14 protein-coding genes are annotated in these 18,741 nt (G+C 39.2%); 13 read left to right on the top strand and 1 reads right to left on the bottom strand.

Annotation, left to right across the window (positions count from 1 at the left end):
* Nucleotides 1–21: 21 nt before the first annotated feature.
* The 8 genes from topA (at nt 22) to NE664_07010 (ending at nt 11,729) form a co-directional block, all read left to right on the top strand.
* Nucleotides 22–2,157, top strand: a complete 2,136-nt coding sequence (topA, locus tag NE664_07045; GenBank protein MCQ4726420.1) for a type I DNA topoisomerase — start codon at nt 22–24, stop codon at nt 2,155–2,157.
* A gap of 402 nt (nt 2,158–2,559) precedes the next feature.
* Nucleotides 2,560–3,408: a 3-hydroxybutyryl-CoA dehydrogenase gene (locus NE664_07040; GenBank protein ID MCQ4726419.1), complete on the top strand. Its 849-nt coding sequence runs from the start codon at nt 2,560–2,562 to the stop codon at nt 3,406–3,408.
* A gap of 35 nt (nt 3,409–3,443) precedes the next feature.
* Nucleotides 3,444–4,226, top strand: a complete 783-nt coding sequence (locus NE664_07035; protein MCQ4726418.1) for an enoyl-CoA hydratase-related protein — start codon at nt 3,444–3,446, stop codon at nt 4,224–4,226.
* Nucleotides 4,227–4,260: 34 nt separating this feature from the next.
* Nucleotides 4,261–5,442: an acetyl-CoA C-acetyltransferase gene (locus NE664_07030; protein ID MCQ4726417.1), complete on the top strand. Its 1,182-nt coding sequence runs from the start codon at nt 4,261–4,263 to the stop codon at nt 5,440–5,442.
* Nucleotides 5,443–5,951: 509 nt separating this feature from the next.
* A complete protein-coding gene (gene rpsB, locus NE664_07025) occupies nt 5,952–6,683 on the top strand; it encodes a 30S ribosomal protein S2 (protein MCQ4726416.1) in 732 nt (243 codons plus the stop codon).
* Nucleotides 6,684–6,782: 99 nt separating this feature from the next.
* On the top strand, nt 6,783–7,715 hold the full coding sequence (gene tsf / locus NE664_07020) for a translation elongation factor Ts (protein MCQ4726415.1): 933 nt from the start codon (nt 6,783–6,785) through the stop codon (nt 7,713–7,715).
* A 477-nt stretch (nt 7,716–8,192) separates the two neighbouring features.
* Nucleotides 8,193–9,089, top strand: coding sequence for a polysaccharide deacetylase family protein (locus NE664_07015; protein MCQ4726414.1), 897 nt, complete (start codon nt 8,193–8,195; stop codon nt 9,087–9,089).
* An 813-nt stretch (nt 9,090–9,902) separates the two neighbouring features.
* On the top strand, nt 9,903–11,729 hold the full coding sequence (locus NE664_07010) for a DUF4127 family protein (protein ID MCQ4726413.1): 1,827 nt from the start codon (nt 9,903–9,905) through the stop codon (nt 11,727–11,729).
* A gap of 432 nt (nt 11,730–12,161) precedes the next feature.
* Here NE664_07010 and NE664_07005 read toward each other — a convergent pair whose 3' ends face one another.
* Entirely contained in the window at nt 12,162–13,934 is a 1,773-nt protein-coding gene (locus tag NE664_07005; protein ID MCQ4726412.1) for an NFACT family protein, read from the bottom strand.
* Between the two features lie 187 nt (nt 13,935–14,121).
* Between NE664_07005 and NE664_07000 the strand changes: the two genes are divergently transcribed.
* The 5 genes from NE664_07000 (at nt 14,122) to priA (ending at nt 18,567) form a co-directional block, all read left to right on the top strand.
* Complete coding sequence (locus NE664_07000) at nt 14,122–15,006, top strand: YicC family protein (GenBank protein ID MCQ4726411.1); 885 nt, start codon at nt 14,122–14,124, stop codon at nt 15,004–15,006.
* 12 nt (nt 15,007–15,018) lie between these two features.
* Entirely contained in the window at nt 15,019–15,279 is a 261-nt protein-coding gene (locus NE664_06995; GenBank protein ID MCQ4726410.1) for a DUF370 domain-containing protein, read from the top strand.
* A gap of 2 nt (nt 15,280–15,281) precedes the next feature.
* On the top strand, nt 15,282–15,890 hold the full coding sequence (gene gmk / locus NE664_06990) for a guanylate kinase (protein ID MCQ4726409.1): 609 nt from the start codon (nt 15,282–15,284) through the stop codon (nt 15,888–15,890).
* Between the two features lies 1 nt (nt 15,891).
* Entirely contained in the window at nt 15,892–16,194 is a 303-nt protein-coding gene (rpoZ, locus tag NE664_06985; GenBank protein MCQ4726408.1) for a DNA-directed RNA polymerase subunit omega, read from the top strand.
* Between the two features lie 174 nt (nt 16,195–16,368).
* Nucleotides 16,369–18,567, top strand: coding sequence for a primosomal protein N' (priA, locus tag NE664_06980; GenBank protein ID MCQ4726407.1), 2,199 nt, complete (start codon nt 16,369–16,371; stop codon nt 18,565–18,567).
* Nucleotides 18,568–18,741: the final 174 nt, after the last annotated feature.

The raw sequence follows: 18,741 nt of genomic DNA, 5'->3' as shown, positions 1-18,741 counted from the left end.
AAATATGACAGAGGTGCGGTAATGGCTAAAAAACTTGAAGAAGCAGAAGCTTCAGCTAAAGTTAAACCAAAAACTAAAACAAAAGGGAAAAAGCTTGTTATAGTTGAATCCCCGGCGAAGGCTAAGACTATTAAAAAATTTTTGGGAAGCGACTATAAAATAGAAGCTTCCATGGGGCATGTGAGGGACCTGCCCAAAAGCCAGCTTGCAGTAGATATTGAAAATGATTTTGAACCTCGCTATATAACTATAAGAGGAAAAGGCGATCTGCTTGCAAAACTTAGGAAAGAGGCAAAGGCCGCGGACAAGATATATCTTGCTACCGACCCTGACCGTGAAGGGGAGGCCATAAGCTGGCATTTAATTTCTGCTTTGAACCTTGAAAATACAAACTACAGCAGGATAACTTTTAACGAAATAACTAAAAACGCCGTTAAAAATTCCATAAAGCAGGCGCGGGGAATAGATATGGATCTTGTTAACGCCCAGCAGGCAAGGAGAGTTTTGGACAGGATTGTCGGATATTCAATAAGCAGCCTTCTATGGAAGAAAGTTAAAAGGGGATTAAGCGGCGGGCGCGTACAGTCTATTGCGCTGAGGCTTATATGCGACAGAGAAGAGGAAATTTCGGCTTTTATACCGGAGGAATATTGGACAATAGAATTTGAACTTACGGACGGAAAAACCGAATTTACGGCAAAGTATTACGGTGAAGGAAATAAAAAAGCGGAGATTAAAAGCAGAGAAGAAGCGGAAAAGATTATAGACGACATCCGCAAAAGCGGCATTATTGTATCGGAAGTAAAAAAAGGCTCAAGGATTAAAAAACCTCTGCCGCCGTTTACAACAAGCACGCTTCAGCAGGAGGCCAGCAAATACCTTAACCTTACGGCACAGAAAACTATGATGATTGCACAGCAGCTGTATGAAGGCGTCGACATTAAAGGGGAAGGCACAACGGGTCTTGTTTCTTATATTCGTACAGATTCCGTAAGAATTTCCGACGATGCTTATGAGGATATAAAATCATTTATAGGCGAAAATTACGGTGAAAAATATAACAGCCCGCAGAGGGTAATATACAAATCGAAAAATAAAGCGCAGGATGCGCATGAAGCCATCAGGCCTTCATATATATCCAAAACGCCGGACAGCATAAAAGATTCTTTAACAAAGGAGCAATATAAGCTTTATAAGCTTATATGGGAACGCGCGGTTGCGAGCCAAATGGCCCCGGCAGAGTATGAAACGCAGTCTATAAGTATAACGGCCGGGAACCATACAATTAAATCCTCGGGTTCAGCGCTTAGGTTTAAAGGTTTTTTGGAAGTTTACGACAGAGTTGAAGACGAGAATGAAAGCGGCAAGATGCCTCCGCTTAATGAAGGGGATTCGGTTTCGGCAAAAAATATAAATCCTTTGCAGCACTTTACACAGCCGCCGCCGCGTTACAGCGACGCTTCTCTTATTAAAACGCTTGAAGAAATCGGCGTTGGCCGACCGAGCACATATGCGCCTACAATAGCGATTATATTAAACAGGAACTATGTTGCAAAAGAAAAAAAGCTATTTTACACAACGGAGCTGGGTGAAGTTGTAAACGATATAATGAAAAATTATTTTAAAGACATAGTTAATATTGACTTTACGGCGCAGATGGAAGCAGACCTCGACTGTGTCGAGGAAGGGACGATTGCATGGAAGGATATAATAAGAGGTTTTTATCCGTCGTTTGAAAAAGAACTTGTAAATGCACAGGAGAAACTAAGCAAAATTGAAATAAAAGACGAAGTTACCGACATTATTTGTGAAAAATGCGGCAGCAATATGGTTATTAAGTACGGAAGGTATGGGAAATTCCTTGCATGCCCTAATTTTCCGGAATGTTCTAATGCCAAACCGTTTTTTGAGGACGCCGAAGTTCCATGCCCTATATGCGGCGGGAAGGTTTTAATCAAAAAAACGAAAAAAGGCAGGAAGTATTACGGATGCGAGAATAACCCGGATAATTGTTCATTTGTAAGCTGGAATAAACCCGTTAATGAAAAATGCCCGGTATGCGGAGCGTACATGGTGGAAAAAGGGACAAAAAATCCGAAAATCGTTTGTTCGAATGAGAAATGCGGATTTGTTAAAGACGAAGAGAAAAAATCATGACAAAGTTTAAGGGCCAGCAAATCTTTTGAGAGATATTTTAATAACAATAAAAAGAGTTAGCATGCAAAATATTTTGTCTAAGAAAAGTTTGTGATGCCAGAGGGGAATTTCTCTCTGGTATTTTACTTTATTTCATATTTTAAAGAAGCCCGTATTTACAGTATTTAGCAGTTTTGACAGTAATTTTTATACTTATGCTGTTTGTACAGGTAAACTTTAGTTACTGTTTTGATTTGTTAAAAAAATGGCATATTAGCTAAAAAACGTGTTATTTTCATTTCTGTTATTTGTTTAATATATATCAAATCTTGAAAAAGCGTTTGTTTTGCCATATAATCTAAAACATAATATTAAATATCAATGCATCCATTTATAAGTTTTATTTGACAGGAGGCTTTCAGAATGAAAAAGGCAGGTATCATTGGAGCAGGGCAGATGGGGATGGATATTGCCCAGCTGTTTGCAAAAGCAGGAATTGAAGTTGTTGTTAGGGATATGACAGACGAGATTTTGGAAAAAAGCATGGCTAAGCTCGGAAAGAGCCTTGACAAGCTTGTCGCAAAAGGAAAAATTACTGAAGAAGATAAAGCGGGTATCGTCGCCAAATTTAAAGTTACAACCGAAATGGCTGATTTAAAGGACTGCGATATTGTTATCGAAGCTATTGTAGAAAACATGAACGTTAAGAAAACTGTTTTCAAAGAGCTGGATGAAATTTGTGACGAGAAAACAATATTTGCTACAAATACGTCGTCAATATCGATAACAGAAATCGCTTCCGCGACTAAAAGAACGGATAAATTTATAGGCATGCATTATTTTAATCCCGCAACCGTTATGAAACTTGTCGAAGTTATAAGGGGATATGAAACAAGCGATGAAACGTTCAATACAGTTTTTGAATTATCAAAAACTCTCGGAAAAGATCCTATTGAAGTTCACGAAGGTCCGGGTTTTGTCGTTAACCGCCTTCTTATACCTATGATTAACGAAGCTATATTTACGCTCTCTGAAGGCATTGCATCTGTTGAAGATATAGATAAAGCAATGCAGCTTGGCGCAAACCACCCAATGGGGCCTCTTGCTCTTTCGGATCTTATAGGCAACGATACTGTTTTACATATTATGGAAGTGCTTGTTTCGGAAACGGGCGACGATAAATACAGGCCGGCGCCGCTTTTAAGGAAAATGGTAAGGGCCGGCAAATACGGCAGAAAAGCCGGTATAGGTTTTTATGATTACAATAAATAAATTATTTAAAAATTTCTTTGGGGAGGAATTTAAAAATGCCGGAATATAAAGAAATAATCTGTGAAAAGCAAGGGGAAATATTTCTTTTAAAAATAAATAAGCCGAAAGTATTAAACGCTCTTACGCCTGCTATTTTCCATGAAATAAGTTATGCATTGGATGAAGTTGAGGCAGATGACGAGATAAGAGTTGTAATTATAACAGGCGAAGGAAGAGCTTTTGCCGCCGGGGCCGATATTTCGTACATGAAGGATCTTGACGCAAAAGGAGCGAAAGAATTTGCAGGGCATATTACAACAGTTTTGAGAAGAATGGAATCAATGGATAAAATTTTTATCGCGGCTGTTAACGGTTATGCCCTCGGCGGCGGATGCGAACTTTCTATGGCGTGCGACCTCAGGATTGCAAACGCCGATACAAAATTCGGACTTCCTGAAACAAGCCTTGGCATTATACCGGGATTTTCGGGAACTCAGCGCCTTACAAGGCTTGTAGGCCTTACAAGGGCAAAGGAACTTGTGCTTACGGCCGATAAAATAGGAGCGGAAGAAGCGCTTAGGATTGGCCTTATAAATAAAATTGCCGAAGATGGACAGCTGATGGAAGAAGCTTATAAAATGGCAAATAAAATAATTAAAAACGCCTCTATTGCCGTTTCTTACGGAAAAGAAGCAATAAACAGGGGAATACAGCTTGATATGGACAGCGCAATCGATTATGAGAAAAACCTTTTCGGCCTTTGCTTTGCAACCGCCGATCAAAAAGAAGGAATGACAGCGTTTGTAGAGAAAAGAAAACCGGTGTTTATTAACAGGTAATATTAAAAACAGCTTATATGGAGGTTAATTTTAAATGAGAGAAGTAGTTATTGCAAGCGCCGTAAGGACGCCAATCGGATCGTTTCAGGGAGCTTTTTCAACAGTTTCAGCCGCTGAGCTTGGAACGATAGTTATAAAAGAAGCTTTAAACAGGGCGGGAATTAAACCGGAAGACGTTGACGACACATATTTAGGATGCGTACTTCAGGCAGGCCAGTATCAGGGCATAGCAAGGCAGGCGGCTGTAAATGCGGGAATACCCGTTGAAAGGCCGGCCCTTTGCGTAAATATGTTATGCGGATCTGGGCTTCGCACTGTGGCTATGGCAAGTCAGGCAATTATGTGCGGAGACAGCGATGTAATTGTTTGCGGCGGCACGGAAAATATGACGCAGGCTCCTTATGTGCTTGAAAAAGCAAGGGGCGGCTACAGGATGAACGACGGCGTTATTGTTGACAGTATGGTAAGGGACGGCCTTACGGATGCGTTTAATAAATACCATATGGGAATTACAGCCGAAAATGTTGCTGAAAAGTTCGGCATTACCCGCCAAATGCAGGATGAATTTGCTTTAAGGAGCCAAAAGAGGGCTGAAGAGGCTCAGAAAAGCGGAAGATTCAAAGATGAAATAGTTCCTGTAACGGTTAAGACAAGAAAAGGCGAAATTGTTGTTTCGGATGACGAATATCCAAAACACGGGACAACAATGGAAGGCTTGAGCAAGCTTAAACCAGCATTTAAGAAAGACGGCGGAACCGTTACTGCCGGAAATGCATCGGGCGTTAACGACGGAGCGGCAGCGCTTGTGCTTATGAGCGCCGATAAAGCTAAAGAGCTCGGCGTTAAACCTATTGCCAAAATTGTAAGCTATGCAAGCGCAGGCGTAGATCCTTCGATTATGGGTATCGGGCCTATATTTGCAAGCAGGAAAGCGCTTGACAAAGCGGGGCTTACGATAGATGATTTGGATCTTATTGAGTGTAACGAAGCTTTTGCGGCTCAAAGCATTGCCGTTGCAAAGGAGCTTGGTTTCAACATGGATAAAGTTAATGTAAACGGCGGCGCTATCGCGCTTGGTCATCCTATCGGCGCATCGGGCGCAAGGATACTGGTTACGCTTCTTTATGAGATGATGAAACGCGAATCTAAAAAAGGCATGGCTACCCTTTGCATAGGCGGAGGAATGGGAACAACCGTTATAGTTGAAATGCTTTAATATTTGTTTATTCACAGATATTCTTTTGAAAATATGTTAAAATTGTATTTAAATGTTTTAACGCTTATGTAATAATAACAGCCGTGATTTTCATGCGGATTTTCCGTATTGAAAGTCGCGGCTGTTTTATAGAACTTTTATTGACTGCAATTTCTGCATATATGAACAATTATTTTATACCGGATAGATTTAATTTTATATATTTTAGGGTAAAACGTACTAAACTTATTAAATGTACGTTCTGTTAACGTTCATATGGTATTTGTTTTTAATTGCGTTGAAAAAATAAAATTTCATGAATTTATTGTAGGCTTTAAGCAAAACATATATTGGCGCTGTATTTTTATATATGGCGTTTTTAAAATTTGTGCTTGTAAGTTTGTGACAAATGTGATATAATATCAGGCGTTACTGATAACACACCTATTTTTAATATTCGGCCGGTGCCCTCCGACAGGGTTGCCGAACTATGAAAATGGGGAGGATTAACCGACACAGGAGGAAATATAATGAGTATTATTTCAATGAAACAGCTTTTAGAAGCAGGCGTGCATTTCGGTCATCAGACAAGAAGATGGAACCCTAAAATGGCTCCATATATCTTTGCTGAAAGAAACGGAATTTACATCATCGATCTTCAGAAAACAGTTAAGAAAGTTGACGAAGCTTATTTCGCAGTTTCCGACATTATCGCAGACGGCGGAGAAATACTTTTTGTAGGCACAAAGAAGCAGGCCCAGGATTCAATCAAAGAAGAAGCCGTTAGATGCGGAATGTACTATGTAAACCAGAGATGGCTCGGCGGCATGCTTACAAACTTTGAAACAATCAAAACAAGGATCGCTAGGTTAAAGGAACTTGAAAAAATGCAGGAAGAGGGTGTATTTGAAGTTCTTCCTAAAAAAGAAGTTGCAAATCTTCTTCATGAAATGGAAAAGCTTGAAAAGAACCTTGGCGGAATCAAAGAAATGAAAAAAATACCTGACGTTATGTTCGTAGTGGATCCACGCAAAGAAAGGATTGCTATTCAGGAAGCGCATACACTTGGTATTCCTGTAGTTGCTATTGTTGATACAAACTGTGATCCTGAAGAAGTTGACTTTGTTATCCCTGGAAACGACGATGCTATCCGTGCCGTAAAACTTATAGCAGGAAAGATTGCCGATGCCGTGCTCGAGGCAAAACAGGGCGAGCAGGAAGAATTGGCTGAAGAAGCGGATGAAGCGGCTCAGGCTGAATAATTTTTATACTGAATATTAATTAAACGGCTTCAGCCTACGGTTTAGGGGCTGGGCCGTTTTTTGGAAAGATATATTATAATACACTAGGAGGAAAAAAATATGGCTATTACTGCTGCAATGGTTAAAGAATTAAGAGAAATGACAGGCGTTGGCATGCTTGACTGTAAAAAAGCTTTAGCTGAAACAGATGGGGACATGGACAAGGCCGTTGAATATTTAAGGGAAAAGGGGCTTGCCGCTTCACAGAAAAAAGCAGGACGTATTGCGGCCGAAGGCATTGTTACGGTTCTTGTTGCCGATGACAATAAAGCCGGCGTAGTTGTTGAAGTTAACTCCGAAACAGACTTTGTTGCTAAAAACCCTGTGTTTCAGGAATATGTTGCGCAGGTTGCCGAACATGCTATTGCAACAGATGCTAAAGATGCGGAAGCAATGCTTGCAGAGCCATGGAAATTTGACACAAGCTTAACTGTTGCCGACGCTCTCAGCCAAAAAGTTGCGGTTATCGGTGAAAACTTACAGATCAGGCGTTTTGAAAAGTTTGAAAAATCAGGCAGCGGAAAACTTGTATCTTACATTCACGGAGCAGGAAGAATCGGCGTTTTAATTGAACTTGCATGCGATAAAGAGGCGGACGAACTTGTTGAGCTTGGTAAAAACCTTGCAATGCAGATTGCGGCTTTAAATCCTAAATTTATTGCTACGGAAGATGTTCCGGAAGAATTTGTTAACCATGAAAAAGAAATCCTTACAAAACAGGCTATGGAAGATCCTAAAAATGCCGGCAAACCTGAAAATATAATCGAAAAGATGATTACGGGAAGGCTTGCAAAAGAATTGAAAGAATTTTGCCTTATTGAGCAGCCTTATGTTAAAGACGGCGATATGACTGTTAAACAGTATATTGAATCCGTTGCAAAAACTGTAGGCGCGCCGATAAAGGTTGCGCGTTTTGTACGCTTTGAAACAGGCGAAGGCCTTGAAAAGAAAGAAGAAAATTTTGCTGATGAAGTTGCAAAGGCAATGAACTAATACTAAAAAAACTGGTATGCCAAATGATGTTTTTATGTCATAAGGCATACCTTTTTTCATTTATATTCGACGTAAGCAATAGTTGATATTTCCAGTATTAAACTTTCGTATGCGTCTGTTATAGTTTCCGGAATTTATGGCTCGTATATATGCGGCAATAACCGAATAATGTTTATTTTATTTTTATGGCAATATGTTTTCTGTTGTAGAAATATACAATAATATTTTTGCTAGCTATGATTTGAATAGAAGAATTTTAATATAATAATAATTTTTTATCAGCGGAAAATATATTTGAAATTCAGAGAAAAACTTATTGCCTTACATTTTTAAAGCGGGATTTTGCAAATTCAATCTTGAAGCTTTGCTTAATAAATTTGTAATATTCGTTCTATTGACATTTTGTAAAAACTGTGGAAAATAATATGGATGGGATAAATTACAACCTTTTATGTCTGATTTTTACAGGAGGATAGTATGAAAAAATATTTATCTTTTTTGCTTTTATTTTCTATGGCGTTTACCGTTCCGGCGTTTGCAGGCGAGGTGCAGGAGCCGGATGTTTTACAGGGAAGTGAAGCAAATGTTATCATAGGCGATGAAACGCCTTCGGAAATGCTAATAAATCAAAATGAAATTAACAGAAAAAAAGTTGGGAAAAAGCCGGAATCATGTCCCGTCCTTACTTATCATCATTTAACAACTGATGTTTCTCAAACCGGTAGTTGGACAACTACGCCTGAGAAATTTGAAAAGGATCTTAAAAAACTTCTTGAAAACGGCTATGCGTTTATAACAACCGACGAATGGATTGAAGGCCAGAAAAGTGGAGGAACCCTGCCTGAAAAGCCTGTAATTATACAATTTGACGACGGATATACTTCGGTTTACGAATTGGCTTATCCAATACTTCATAAGTATAATATTCCGGCTGAAATTTATATAATAACAGACGCTTCTAAGGAAACGCCTTACCGTCATGGAAACGATCTTTTTTTAAGTTGGCCTCAGCTTAAAGTTATGGAGGACGGAGGGCTGATTGATATTCATCTGCATGGAAAGTCGCATGTAAAAATTACTTCCTTAACTTCGGAACAGCTTGCGCATGATTATGAATTTGCGCAAAAGCTTATTGATGAAAAGCTTGGTCCGAGAATGTGGTATTATGTATATCCATCAGGAGTTTATACGGAAGAATCTTTGGAAATTATTAATGATATTGGTTGTGCAATGCAGTTTGTATGGGCATGGGAACAAATTCCTGATTTGGATAAATATCCTGTTATGCTTAGGATGAACGTTGACTACAATTCAGATGTATTGGAAGTAATTAAGGGATACAATGATATTATCAATGAAAATAAAGACCGTTAGGCTGAATTAAAAAATTAAATGAGGGCAGACTCAGGAATTAAATAAATAACTTAACCGTTGCGAAATAGTGAAGTAAAGTTTACGATTTAGTTTTATATTGAGAGTTTATTGGTATTCTCCTGAATTTTGTATTGAAGCAATTTATTATACGCATATATTTTATGTTAATCATAGCTTCAGTTTACAAGGGCACATGCTCCACAAGGAAAAATTTCCCGCATTTCCGTGTTGTAATACGCTTGCCGTAGGATTTGCTATGCCGGCGCGTATACGCCTTGAACTGCAAAAAATTTTTCCGTGTGAGTCCTGATGGTTTTAACGGATGTTAGCGGCGTAAGGGCAAGGAAAAGACGCGCGGGCGGCAGGCTCCTACGGCAAGGGCTTTAACACAGTTATTGCGCCGCTAACGTCCGTTAAAAGCGTGTGTGCTCTTGTAAACTGATTTTAATTACATAGGAGTTATGCCGAATGTATCGTTTGTTTCTGTGGATATAAATTTTAAATAGGTATATTAACTGTGATTCGAATTAGATATATGAAAGCAAAGATGCAAAGAGCGGAGAAGTTTTAGGGCGTATGCAAATGGATGAGTAAGATTTGTGTTCCTTAATTTTTAATTGGGATATTTTAAACAGAATTTTGTTTCCTTATTTTAAATCGTATATTTAATTACTTTTATCTGTATTTTCAAATTATAAATTACTTTAATTTATGTCCTAATTTGATTTTATAATCAAATCTGTACTGCACTTAATCTTGCTGGTTTTAAAAGCGTAAATTTTATTTGTACTTTATCTTTAGGGGGAAAATGTAATGAAACGTTTATTAACGGCTGTTTTAACTTTTGCCGTAAATATAGTATCTGTAAGCGTTGTGTTTGGCGGGACTCTTATAACAGCCCCTATAGACAGCAGGCCTGTAAGCGTTGAATATTTAGGCGAGCTTGCCGAAATGGCAGGCGACAATTTTTATACGGTTGATGAAACATTTTTGGATTACTTTCCCGATGGCGGCGAAGGAAGGTTTGCCGACAGTTCAAAGGTTAGGGAACAGCTTAGAAAACTTGTTGAAAGCAACAATAAGACTGATACAACGGTTATTTTAAACACGTCGTCATATTTTACGGGCGGGCTTGTCGGCAGCCGAGTCACAGATAATTATGAATACAAAAATGCGGCTGTCGACGAGCTTCATTCTTTGGTTAAAAAATGTACGGCGCCTAAATATTATATAGCTTTGACTATGCCGAGGAATTTGCCTGAAACAAGGAACAATAGTTTTTGGTTTGACAATGAACCTGTGCACGGGCTTGGATATTTCTATTTTAAGCATAACAAAAATTCTGCCTTTGACGACGGCATACGAAAAAAATTTGAGGCCTCCGAACCGTCGCAGTTTTTAATGGAATGGGGATATGTCAGGAATAAAGCGGATGAAATGGGACTTGAAAGCCTTGAAAGCTGGGAAAAAGAATTTTTGCTGTATGCGGAAGGAGAAGAGAATTTCGCACCATGGCTTGAACGGTATAAAGCGCCTTTTGAAAACACGGCGGAAATGTTCAGTTCGTTTGTAGATTGGCAGAAGAGCGGTTTTATAGACGAAATCGTTGTCAGCAGCGATGATTTGCAGCTTCCGAATTTTATTGCCTTTTTATATAATAATGGCGGCGGGGAGTTTATACCGCTTGAAAACGGCAGCCCGATTAAGTTCAGTTTTGCAAGGACATATACGACAACCGGCGATGAAAGCATATACAAAAAGATATTAAAATCTTATGGCGTTACGCAGGCCTCGCTTGCATTGGAAGGCAGAGGAAAACATGTTAATTTTATTTTCGGAATGGATGAAATACCTCAACTTATATACGCAAGGGACGTTTCAAAAAGAACGGGCAAGACAACGAAGTTTTTTGAAGAATATTATGGCGCCGGCGAGTCTGTGCATGAGTATGACGTTTTAAACAGCAGGAAACTTATGGAGAATGCGTTGAATTTTGTTGATGCGGCCAATGCAAAGACAGAAAAAGCGTTTACGATATTTCTTTACGATTATTCTGGACAGGCCGATCCGGATAAAGCGGCAAAGGAAATGGGAAGGCGAAATAAAACAGGAAATGTGGGGCTTATAGAAATTTATGACAACAAAACGCTTACAAGCGGAAAACATCCTTTATTTGAAAGGCTTATGAATTATGACGGCGGTTCTGAAGGCATGGGAATAGCGGAATTGAAGTGCTACAGTTCATGGAATACGGCTGCCAACGCTATCGGCCTTGGGGTTGCGCACGCACAAATATACGGGATTATGGAAGAGGAAACAAAGGAGCCGAAAACATTTGCAGAAAGCCATGTATCGCTTTTGGGGCGCCATATACTTGAAGACGGAATATATAATTTTAAAATTAAGCGCGCTTTAGGCGCTGAAGGGTATAAAATAAGCGCGGAGGATAGGATTTACAGCAGTAAAGTTTATTCCCTTTTAGAACCGGAACAAGTATTGGGAAAATTCAAAGGCATACGGTTTCAGGCCGGGGGAAAATGTATAGAGATAGAGGAAAGTAAAGTTAAAACCGTTTCAATGCCATGGAACAGGCTTTTTGACTGTTATATTTTAATCGAAACAACTGCTCGGGAAATTTAAAAATTGTTTTTGTGCCTCGGAATACTTTTGATTCTGATAAAAATGTATTCCGAGGTTATATATTTTTATATAATAAAAAATTAAACGGAAATGGGAGAGATAAAATCATGGAGGAAACGAGGTTTTTCAGTTTATTATCATAAACGGCACAAAACGCTGTATAGACGCCGCTATGCATGCATTAATATGAATTTATACATTCCTGCATGTTTTATGCCTTAAGCCTTTTACAGTTCATAAGCACAGGAGTGAAGGATTTACGGGCGTCAGGCAAGCGCATGAACGATATGCAGGCGGCGGCGCACAGTGTTTCGTAAAGCGAATTTTAGTCAGTTTGCCGCCGCAGTAATTCAGAGCAGTGGAAAAACCGACCTTTAAAAGATAAAAGCTTTACAAAGCAAGTGTAGACGCTTTAGGATAAATTAGGTTAAGTCATGCTTTCTTCATATTTTCAGCTTTTATTTCGTCCGGCGTTATATAGATTGTTTTATATTGCTCGTATATAACCATGCCAGGTTTGGCTCCTCCGGGCTTTTTTACATTTTTTCTAGGACAATAATCAACCGGAACATTGCTGCCGTTTTTTGCCTTACTGTTGTATGCCGCGAGGTTAGCGGCTTCTAAAAGCGTTTGTTCGGGAACGGACATCCGGCCCGATAAAGATATGATTACATGTGAACCGGGTATGTTTTTTGTGTGGAGCCATATGTCGTCGCTTTTAGCAAAGTGTATTGTAAGTTCGTCGTTTTGGATGTTGCTTTTCCCAACATAAATATCAACCCCGTCTGAAGATACAAAATGGAGAGGGCTGGATTTTTTGACTTTCGCATTTTTCTTTGAAGAGTCGCTTTTTTTGCGTCTGATATACCCGGCTTCCACAAGCTCGCTTCTTATATCGGCAAGATCTGCCTGCTCTGTAGATGCGTCTATTGCCACAAGTATGCCTTCAAGATATGCAAGCTCTTCGTCATTTTGTTTTTGCTGTATTTTTATTGCGGCAATGGTGCGTTTGGCCTTGTTGTATTTATTAAAATATTTTTGAGCGTTTTCGGAAGGCGTGAGAGTTGGATCGATTGAAATTTCTATCTCAGGCATGCTTTCGTCATAATAGTTTATTGTTTTAAACGTATTTGTGCCCTTTTCAACCGAATATATGTTGGCTGTCAGAAGTTCGCCTTTTAGTTTCCATTTATCCATATTTTTGTTGTCTTTTAATGTTTTTTCCTGTATTTCACGTTTTTTTATACAGCGTTCTATATTGCTTACGACGATGCGGCGCATATCATGGGCTTTTTGCTTAATATGATAGGCGTTGTCACGTTCGCTGTAGAATGTTTCCAAAAGCTCCGAGATTGAATTGTAATGCTCTTTTTTCATATGGCCGTACTGCTTCATCTCAACGGGCGAGAAGTCTGTAATGCGGTTTGTTTTTGTTTCTATTATTATTTCAGGTCTAAAAGCGTTATTTTTAACGTCTTTTATAAGCGCCGCAAAGGCTGAGAAAAGTGTATGAATATCTTCCGCATTAATATCTTCGCCATGTACCGACGCATCAAAACCGGCCCTAAAACATATTTCCGAAGCTATTGCGGGACTGATTCCTGTATATGATCCGTAAATTATATTTTGAAGTCTAAGGGAGCTTTTTTCGTTAAATAAGTTTAAAAATTCTTCTATGTTAAGGGAAAGAGGATTTTTTTTGCCTTGGGAAGGAGGAAAAACATATTCCTTTCCGGGCAGAACCTCGCGTACGGAGCTTGTATCATGGCTTATGCGTTTTATTGAATCAAGAATTTTATTGTTTTCATCAACTAAGATTATATTTGAATGTTTGCCCATTATTTCAATAATAAGCTTTTTTACAACGCTGTCGCCCATTTCATTTACGCCTTCGGTTTCGATTATAACAATCCTTTCAAAATCAGGCTGTATTATGCCGGTTATTTTACTGCCGGCAATATATTTCCTGAGCACCATGGTAAAAAGCGGCGGCGTCATGGGGTTTTCCTTTTGGGCGGATGTGATTTGAAGCCTTGGGTGGCTCGGATTTGCGGAAACGAGAAGTTTAAAGTTATTTCCTATGCTCCTTACCGAAATTATAAGCTCGTCTTTTTGAGGCTGGTAAATTTTGTCTATTCTGCCTCCGAGCAGTTTTTCTTTAAGTTCGTATATTATATTAGCTACAGCTATTCCGTCTAAAGCCATATTTTTTTCCTCCGAGAATATATAAAAATTAATTTTGCCGTCACAGCAGAACGCAAACTTTAAAACAGTATATCATAAATTTTCCTTTATGTCTTATTTTTAATAAGTTTTGCTTGATTATACGGCATAAGGTAATATATAATAAATAAAATATGCAGTTAACTTTTTATATAAAGGGATGAAAATTATGGCAAGAAGCATGACAGGGTACGGCAAGGGTGAAAACGAGGCTTATTCCCGGAGGTTTACAGTTGAAATAAAATCCGTTAACCACAGATATAACGATATAACAGTTAAATTGCCGAGATTTATGAATTATCTTGAAGATAAAATCAGAAAGGCTGTTTCCAAAAAAATACTGCGCGGAAAAACTGACGTTTATATTAATTTTGAAACCTTTTCCGAGGATGACGTATGTATAAAGCTGAATGAACATCTTGCAAAGGCATATCTTGAAAAACTTGACTTCCTTGAAAGTTCATACGGCATTTCAAGCCGAAGCAAGCTTGACCTTGTGGCAAAATTTCCTGAAGTTATAACCGCCGAAAAAGTGGAAGAGGACGGCGACGTTATTTGGGAAACGCTTGAGCCCGCTTTGAATATGGCTTTGTGTAATTTTATCTCAATGCGCGAAACAGAAGGCGAGGCCCTTAAAGGGGACATACTTCTGAAAGCCGAAAAAATAAAAAGCATTACGGATTTGATAAAAGAAAGAAGTCCTGTTGTTGTTGAAGAATACAGGCAGCGTTTGACGTCGCGGCTTGAGGAGCTTTTTGACAAGGCCCCGGTCGATGAACAGAGAATCGCGGCGGAAGTTGTGATATTTGCCGACAAATCCTGCGTTGACGAAGAAATAACGAGAATGTACAGCCATATAGAGCAGCTTAAACAGATTTTTAATTCAAACGGAGAAGAATCTATAGGGAGGAAACTTGATTTTCTTGTTCAGGAGATGAACCGGGAAGCCAACACAACAAGTTCCAAATCAAATGACATTACAATAACAAAAGCGGCTATTGAGCTTAAAACCGAAATAGAAAAAATCAGGGAGCAAGTGCAGAATATAGAATAGGAGGCGTTATTAATGGAAGGCGCGAAGTTTATAAATATAGGCTTTGGAAGCGTTGTAAACGCGTCGAGGGTGGTTGCCCTTGTAAGCCCTGAGTCGGCGCCTATAAAAAGGCTTATACAGGACGCAAGGGAGAAAGGCGACCTCGTTGACGCTACATACGGCAGAAAAACAAGAAGCGTGCTTATAATGGACAGCGGACATGTTGTTTTAAGCCTTATCACGCCTGAAACTGTAAATAACAGGCTTGTAAGTTCAAATGAAAGCGGAGAGTAATTATGGATGAAAAAGGTATTTTACTTATAATATCAGGCCCGTCCGGGGCAGGAAAGGGAACGGTTGTCGAAAATCTTATTAAAAACGGCGAATATTCATTGTCGATTTCGGCAACAACTAGAAAGCCAAGGCCCTATGAACAGGACGGCATACATTACTTTTTTAAAGACAAAGATGATTTTGATAAAATGATTGAAGGCGGGGAGCTGTTGGAGTATGCTTGTTTCTGCGGCAATTATTACGGCACCCCTAAAGAATATGTTAAAGAACAGATCGACAAAGGAGTTAACATAATACTTGAAATAGAAGTCCAAGGAGCCCTTCAGGTTAAAGAGCTGTATCCGGAAGCGGTTTTGATATTTTTGGCTCCGCCTTCTATAGGAGAGCTTGAAAAACGTCTTGTCGGAAGAGGCACGGAAGATATAAGAGTTGTTCAAAAAAGGATTGAACGTGCCGTTGAAGAAATGGAATACGTTTGCAGGTATGATTATATTGTAATTAATGATTTTGTAGAAAGCGCGGCTAAAAAAATTATAGATATTACATCCGCTGAAAAGGCGCGCGTTTTCAGGAATTTAGAATTTTATAAAACTTTTAAAGGAGAGATTTAATATGTTAAGGCCATCATATACGGACTTGCTTGAGGAGATCAATAAAGGGGCGGAAGGCGAAGACGTCATCGGCAGCAGATATACAATTGTAATTGCAGCGGCCAAAAGGGCTAGGCAGTTGGTGGACAACGCCGAGCCTCTGACAAAAAATTTGAAAGTGGATAAGCCTGTTTCTATTGCGGTTAACGAACTTTATGAAGGCCAAATTGCCATTGTGCCGCGCCGAGAACCTGAAAAAACCGACGAACCTGTACAAACTGTAGAAGAAACATTTGACGTTGATTATAATGCTTTAGAACAATAAAAAATTTTTAAGGGATTTACGATTGTATTCCTCTATAAAATTTATTTATAGAAAATTATAAAAGCCGCAATTTTCAAAGAAGGCGTAAAGCTGTGAAAATTCGGCTTTTTTCTGCTGTATCAGCGTAAATAAAATTATTTTGGGGGTGTTTTTATTAAAAGGTTTGCGCAGGTAATATTAAAAACCGCAAACGCCGATATAGACAGGGTTTTTGATTATGAAATCCCATTGGAACTTATCAGCTCCATGGAAGTCGGCGTGAGAGTTTCGGTCCCTTTCGGGCCGAAAAACACCCGCACGGAAGGCTATGTTGTCGGATTTTCCGACAGCCCGGGCGTTGATGAAAATAAAATTAAAATGGTTATCGGCGTGCTTGACAGGTACCCTGTTTTTTCTGAAGAAACTATCCGCCTTTCACGCTGGATGAAAAAGAAGTATTATACAACGCTTACGCAGTGCCTTCAAACGGTTATGCCGGCAGGCGTCGGAATAAGAAACGAAGTTCGCCTTATTGGGTTTAACGTACCAAAAGAGGAGCTTGAAAATGAAAAAAGCAGATTAAAGCTTATGGAAAGCCGTATCGGGCAGCTTTTCGTTATTGAGTTTATAGAAAAATTCGGGCCTTCTGAAGCATCGGAAATAAAAAGGCGGCTGAAAATAAGCGATTCGCCGATTAAAACGCTTATTAAAAGAGGCATTTTGAAGGAAGAAATTAAACAGAAGCGCAGGCCTGTATTTAATTCGGTTAAAACAGAGCAGAAAAAAATCGAATTGACAAAAGAACAGAATTTTGCGCTTGAAGCAGTCAACGCGCCGTCTGATAAGCCTGTTCTTATTCATGGGGTTACGGGGAGCGGAAAGACCGAAATTTATTTAAAAGCCATTGAAAATGTTATTTCTAAAGGCAAAGAAGCCATTGTACTTGTGCCGGAAATATCGTTAACTCCGCAGCTTTCACAAAGGTTTTTTGAACGTTTCGGAAACGCCGCGGCAATAAATCACAGCAGAATGAGCCCGGGTGAAAGGATTGAAGTTTGGCAGAAGGCTAAAAACAAGGAAATATCAATAGTAATAGGTCCGAGGAGCGCTGTATTTGCTCCATTTGAAAATATCGGCATTATTATTATAGACGAGGAACATGAAGGAAGCTATATTTCAGAAAATACTCCTAAGTATGACGCAAGGGAGGTTGCCGAATACAGGTGCAGAAACGGCGGAAAAGTTGTTTACGGTACGGCAACTCCTTCAATTAAGACATATACTCGGGCGTTAAACGGTGAAATCGATCTTGTTAAGCTTAAAAACAGGCCGTTTAACAGGGAAATGCCTGTAACTGAAATTGTCGATATGCGTCAGGAGCTTGCCTTTGGCAACAGGAGCATTTTCAGCCGCAGGCTTTATGATGAGATTAAGTATAACCTTGAAAGGAACATGCAGACTATACTGTTTATAAACAGGCGCGGGTATTCGACATTTATTTCATGCCGGAAATGCGGACATGTTATGATGTGCAAAAGGTGCAATGTTTCATACACCTATCATTCGCATGACAATATACTCAGATGCCATTATTGCGGGCAAACGGCTTCCGTACCCGAAATATGCCCTGAATGTGGTTCTAAATATATAAAATATTTCGGAACGGGGACGCAGAAAGTTGAAGAAGAGGTTAAAAGGTTTTTTCCGTCGGCCGTGGTTCTTAGGATGGATATGGATACAACTTCCAAAAAGAACAGCCACCGTGATATATTAAGCGAGTTCGGAAAAGGAAACGCGGACATACTTATAGGCACTCAAATGATTGCCAAAGGCCATGATTTTCCGAAAGTTACCCTTGTAGGAGTTATAGCGGCCGATATATCGCTTAACACAGGCGACTACAGAAGCGGCGAAACAACTTTCCAGCTGATAACCCAAGTATCCGGACGGGCCGGACGGGATATGCTAGCGGGGAAAGTAGTTATACAAACGTATAATCCCGACAATTATATAATTAACCTTGCGGCTAAAAGCGATTATGAGAGTTTTTATGAAAAAGAAATTGCAATAAGGAAAACCATGGGGTATCCGCCTTTTACTAATCTGTTTTCAGCCCTTATATTCGGCGAAAGGGAAAATGAAGTTATAGACGAGGCTAACCGCCTTTCGTATATATTGGAAAAAAATAACGGCGATGAAAAGTTCATGATACTTGGGCCGTCGCCGGCAGTTATTTCAAAAATTAACGACGAATACAGATGGCGTATTTTTATTAAAGGAAATGATGAAAACGACCTTAGGGATTTTGTAGTTAATTGTGTCAACGAACACAGAAAAGGCAGGTGCAGAAGGGTTACGGTTAATATTTCGCTTAACCCGCAAAGTATTGTATAATATTTAAATTTGTTATAAAATAAAGTTGCCTTCGGTTTACAGGGAAATACAGGATTAAACCGTTTATAATTTTTGGCGTATAAGTGTGTTCAACTTATTTATGTATACCGCATGTATGATTAACCAAGAAATTTTCATGTTTAAACCGCATTATACTTTTGTTTGAGATTGTCA

The sequence above is a fragment of the Anaerotignum faecicola genome, from assembly GCA_024460105.1.
In the GTDB taxonomy this organism is placed as follows: domain Bacteria; phylum Bacillota; class Clostridia; order Lachnospirales; family Anaerotignaceae; genus JANFXS01.
The sequence above is the reverse complement of the archived record's forward strand: the minus strand, read 5'-3'. Positions and strand labels throughout refer to the sequence as shown.

Coding starts and splice junctions, on each gene's coding strand:
- topA (MCQ4726420.1), top strand. CDS start 22: ATGGCTAAAAAACTTGAAGAAGCAGAAGCTTCAGCTAAAGTTAAACCA.
- NE664_07040 (MCQ4726419.1), top strand. CDS start 2,560: ATGAAAAAGGCAGGTATCATTGGAGCAGGGCAGATGGGGATGGATATT.
- NE664_07035 (MCQ4726418.1), top strand. CDS start 3,444: ATGCCGGAATATAAAGAAATAATCTGTGAAAAGCAAGGGGAAATATTT.
- NE664_07030 (MCQ4726417.1), top strand. CDS start 4,261: ATGAGAGAAGTAGTTATTGCAAGCGCCGTAAGGACGCCAATCGGATCG.
- rpsB (MCQ4726416.1), top strand. CDS start 5,952: ATGAGTATTATTTCAATGAAACAGCTTTTAGAAGCAGGCGTGCATTTC.
- tsf (MCQ4726415.1), top strand. CDS start 6,783: ATGGCTATTACTGCTGCAATGGTTAAAGAATTAAGAGAAATGACAGGC.
- NE664_07015 (MCQ4726414.1), top strand. CDS start 8,193: ATGAAAAAATATTTATCTTTTTTGCTTTTATTTTCTATGGCGTTTACC.
- NE664_07010 (MCQ4726413.1), top strand. CDS start 9,903: ATGAAACGTTTATTAACGGCTGTTTTAACTTTTGCCGTAAATATAGTA.
- NE664_07005 (MCQ4726412.1), bottom strand. CDS start 13,934: ATGGCTTTAGACGGAATAGCTGTAGCTAATATAATATACGAACTTAAA.
- NE664_07000 (MCQ4726411.1), top strand. CDS start 14,122: ATGGCAAGAAGCATGACAGGGTACGGCAAGGGTGAAAACGAGGCTTAT.
- NE664_06995 (MCQ4726410.1), top strand. CDS start 15,019: ATGGAAGGCGCGAAGTTTATAAATATAGGCTTTGGAAGCGTTGTAAAC.
- gmk (MCQ4726409.1), top strand. CDS start 15,282: ATGGATGAAAAAGGTATTTTACTTATAATATCAGGCCCGTCCGGGGCA.
- rpoZ (MCQ4726408.1), top strand. CDS start 15,892: ATGTTAAGGCCATCATATACGGACTTGCTTGAGGAGATCAATAAAGGG.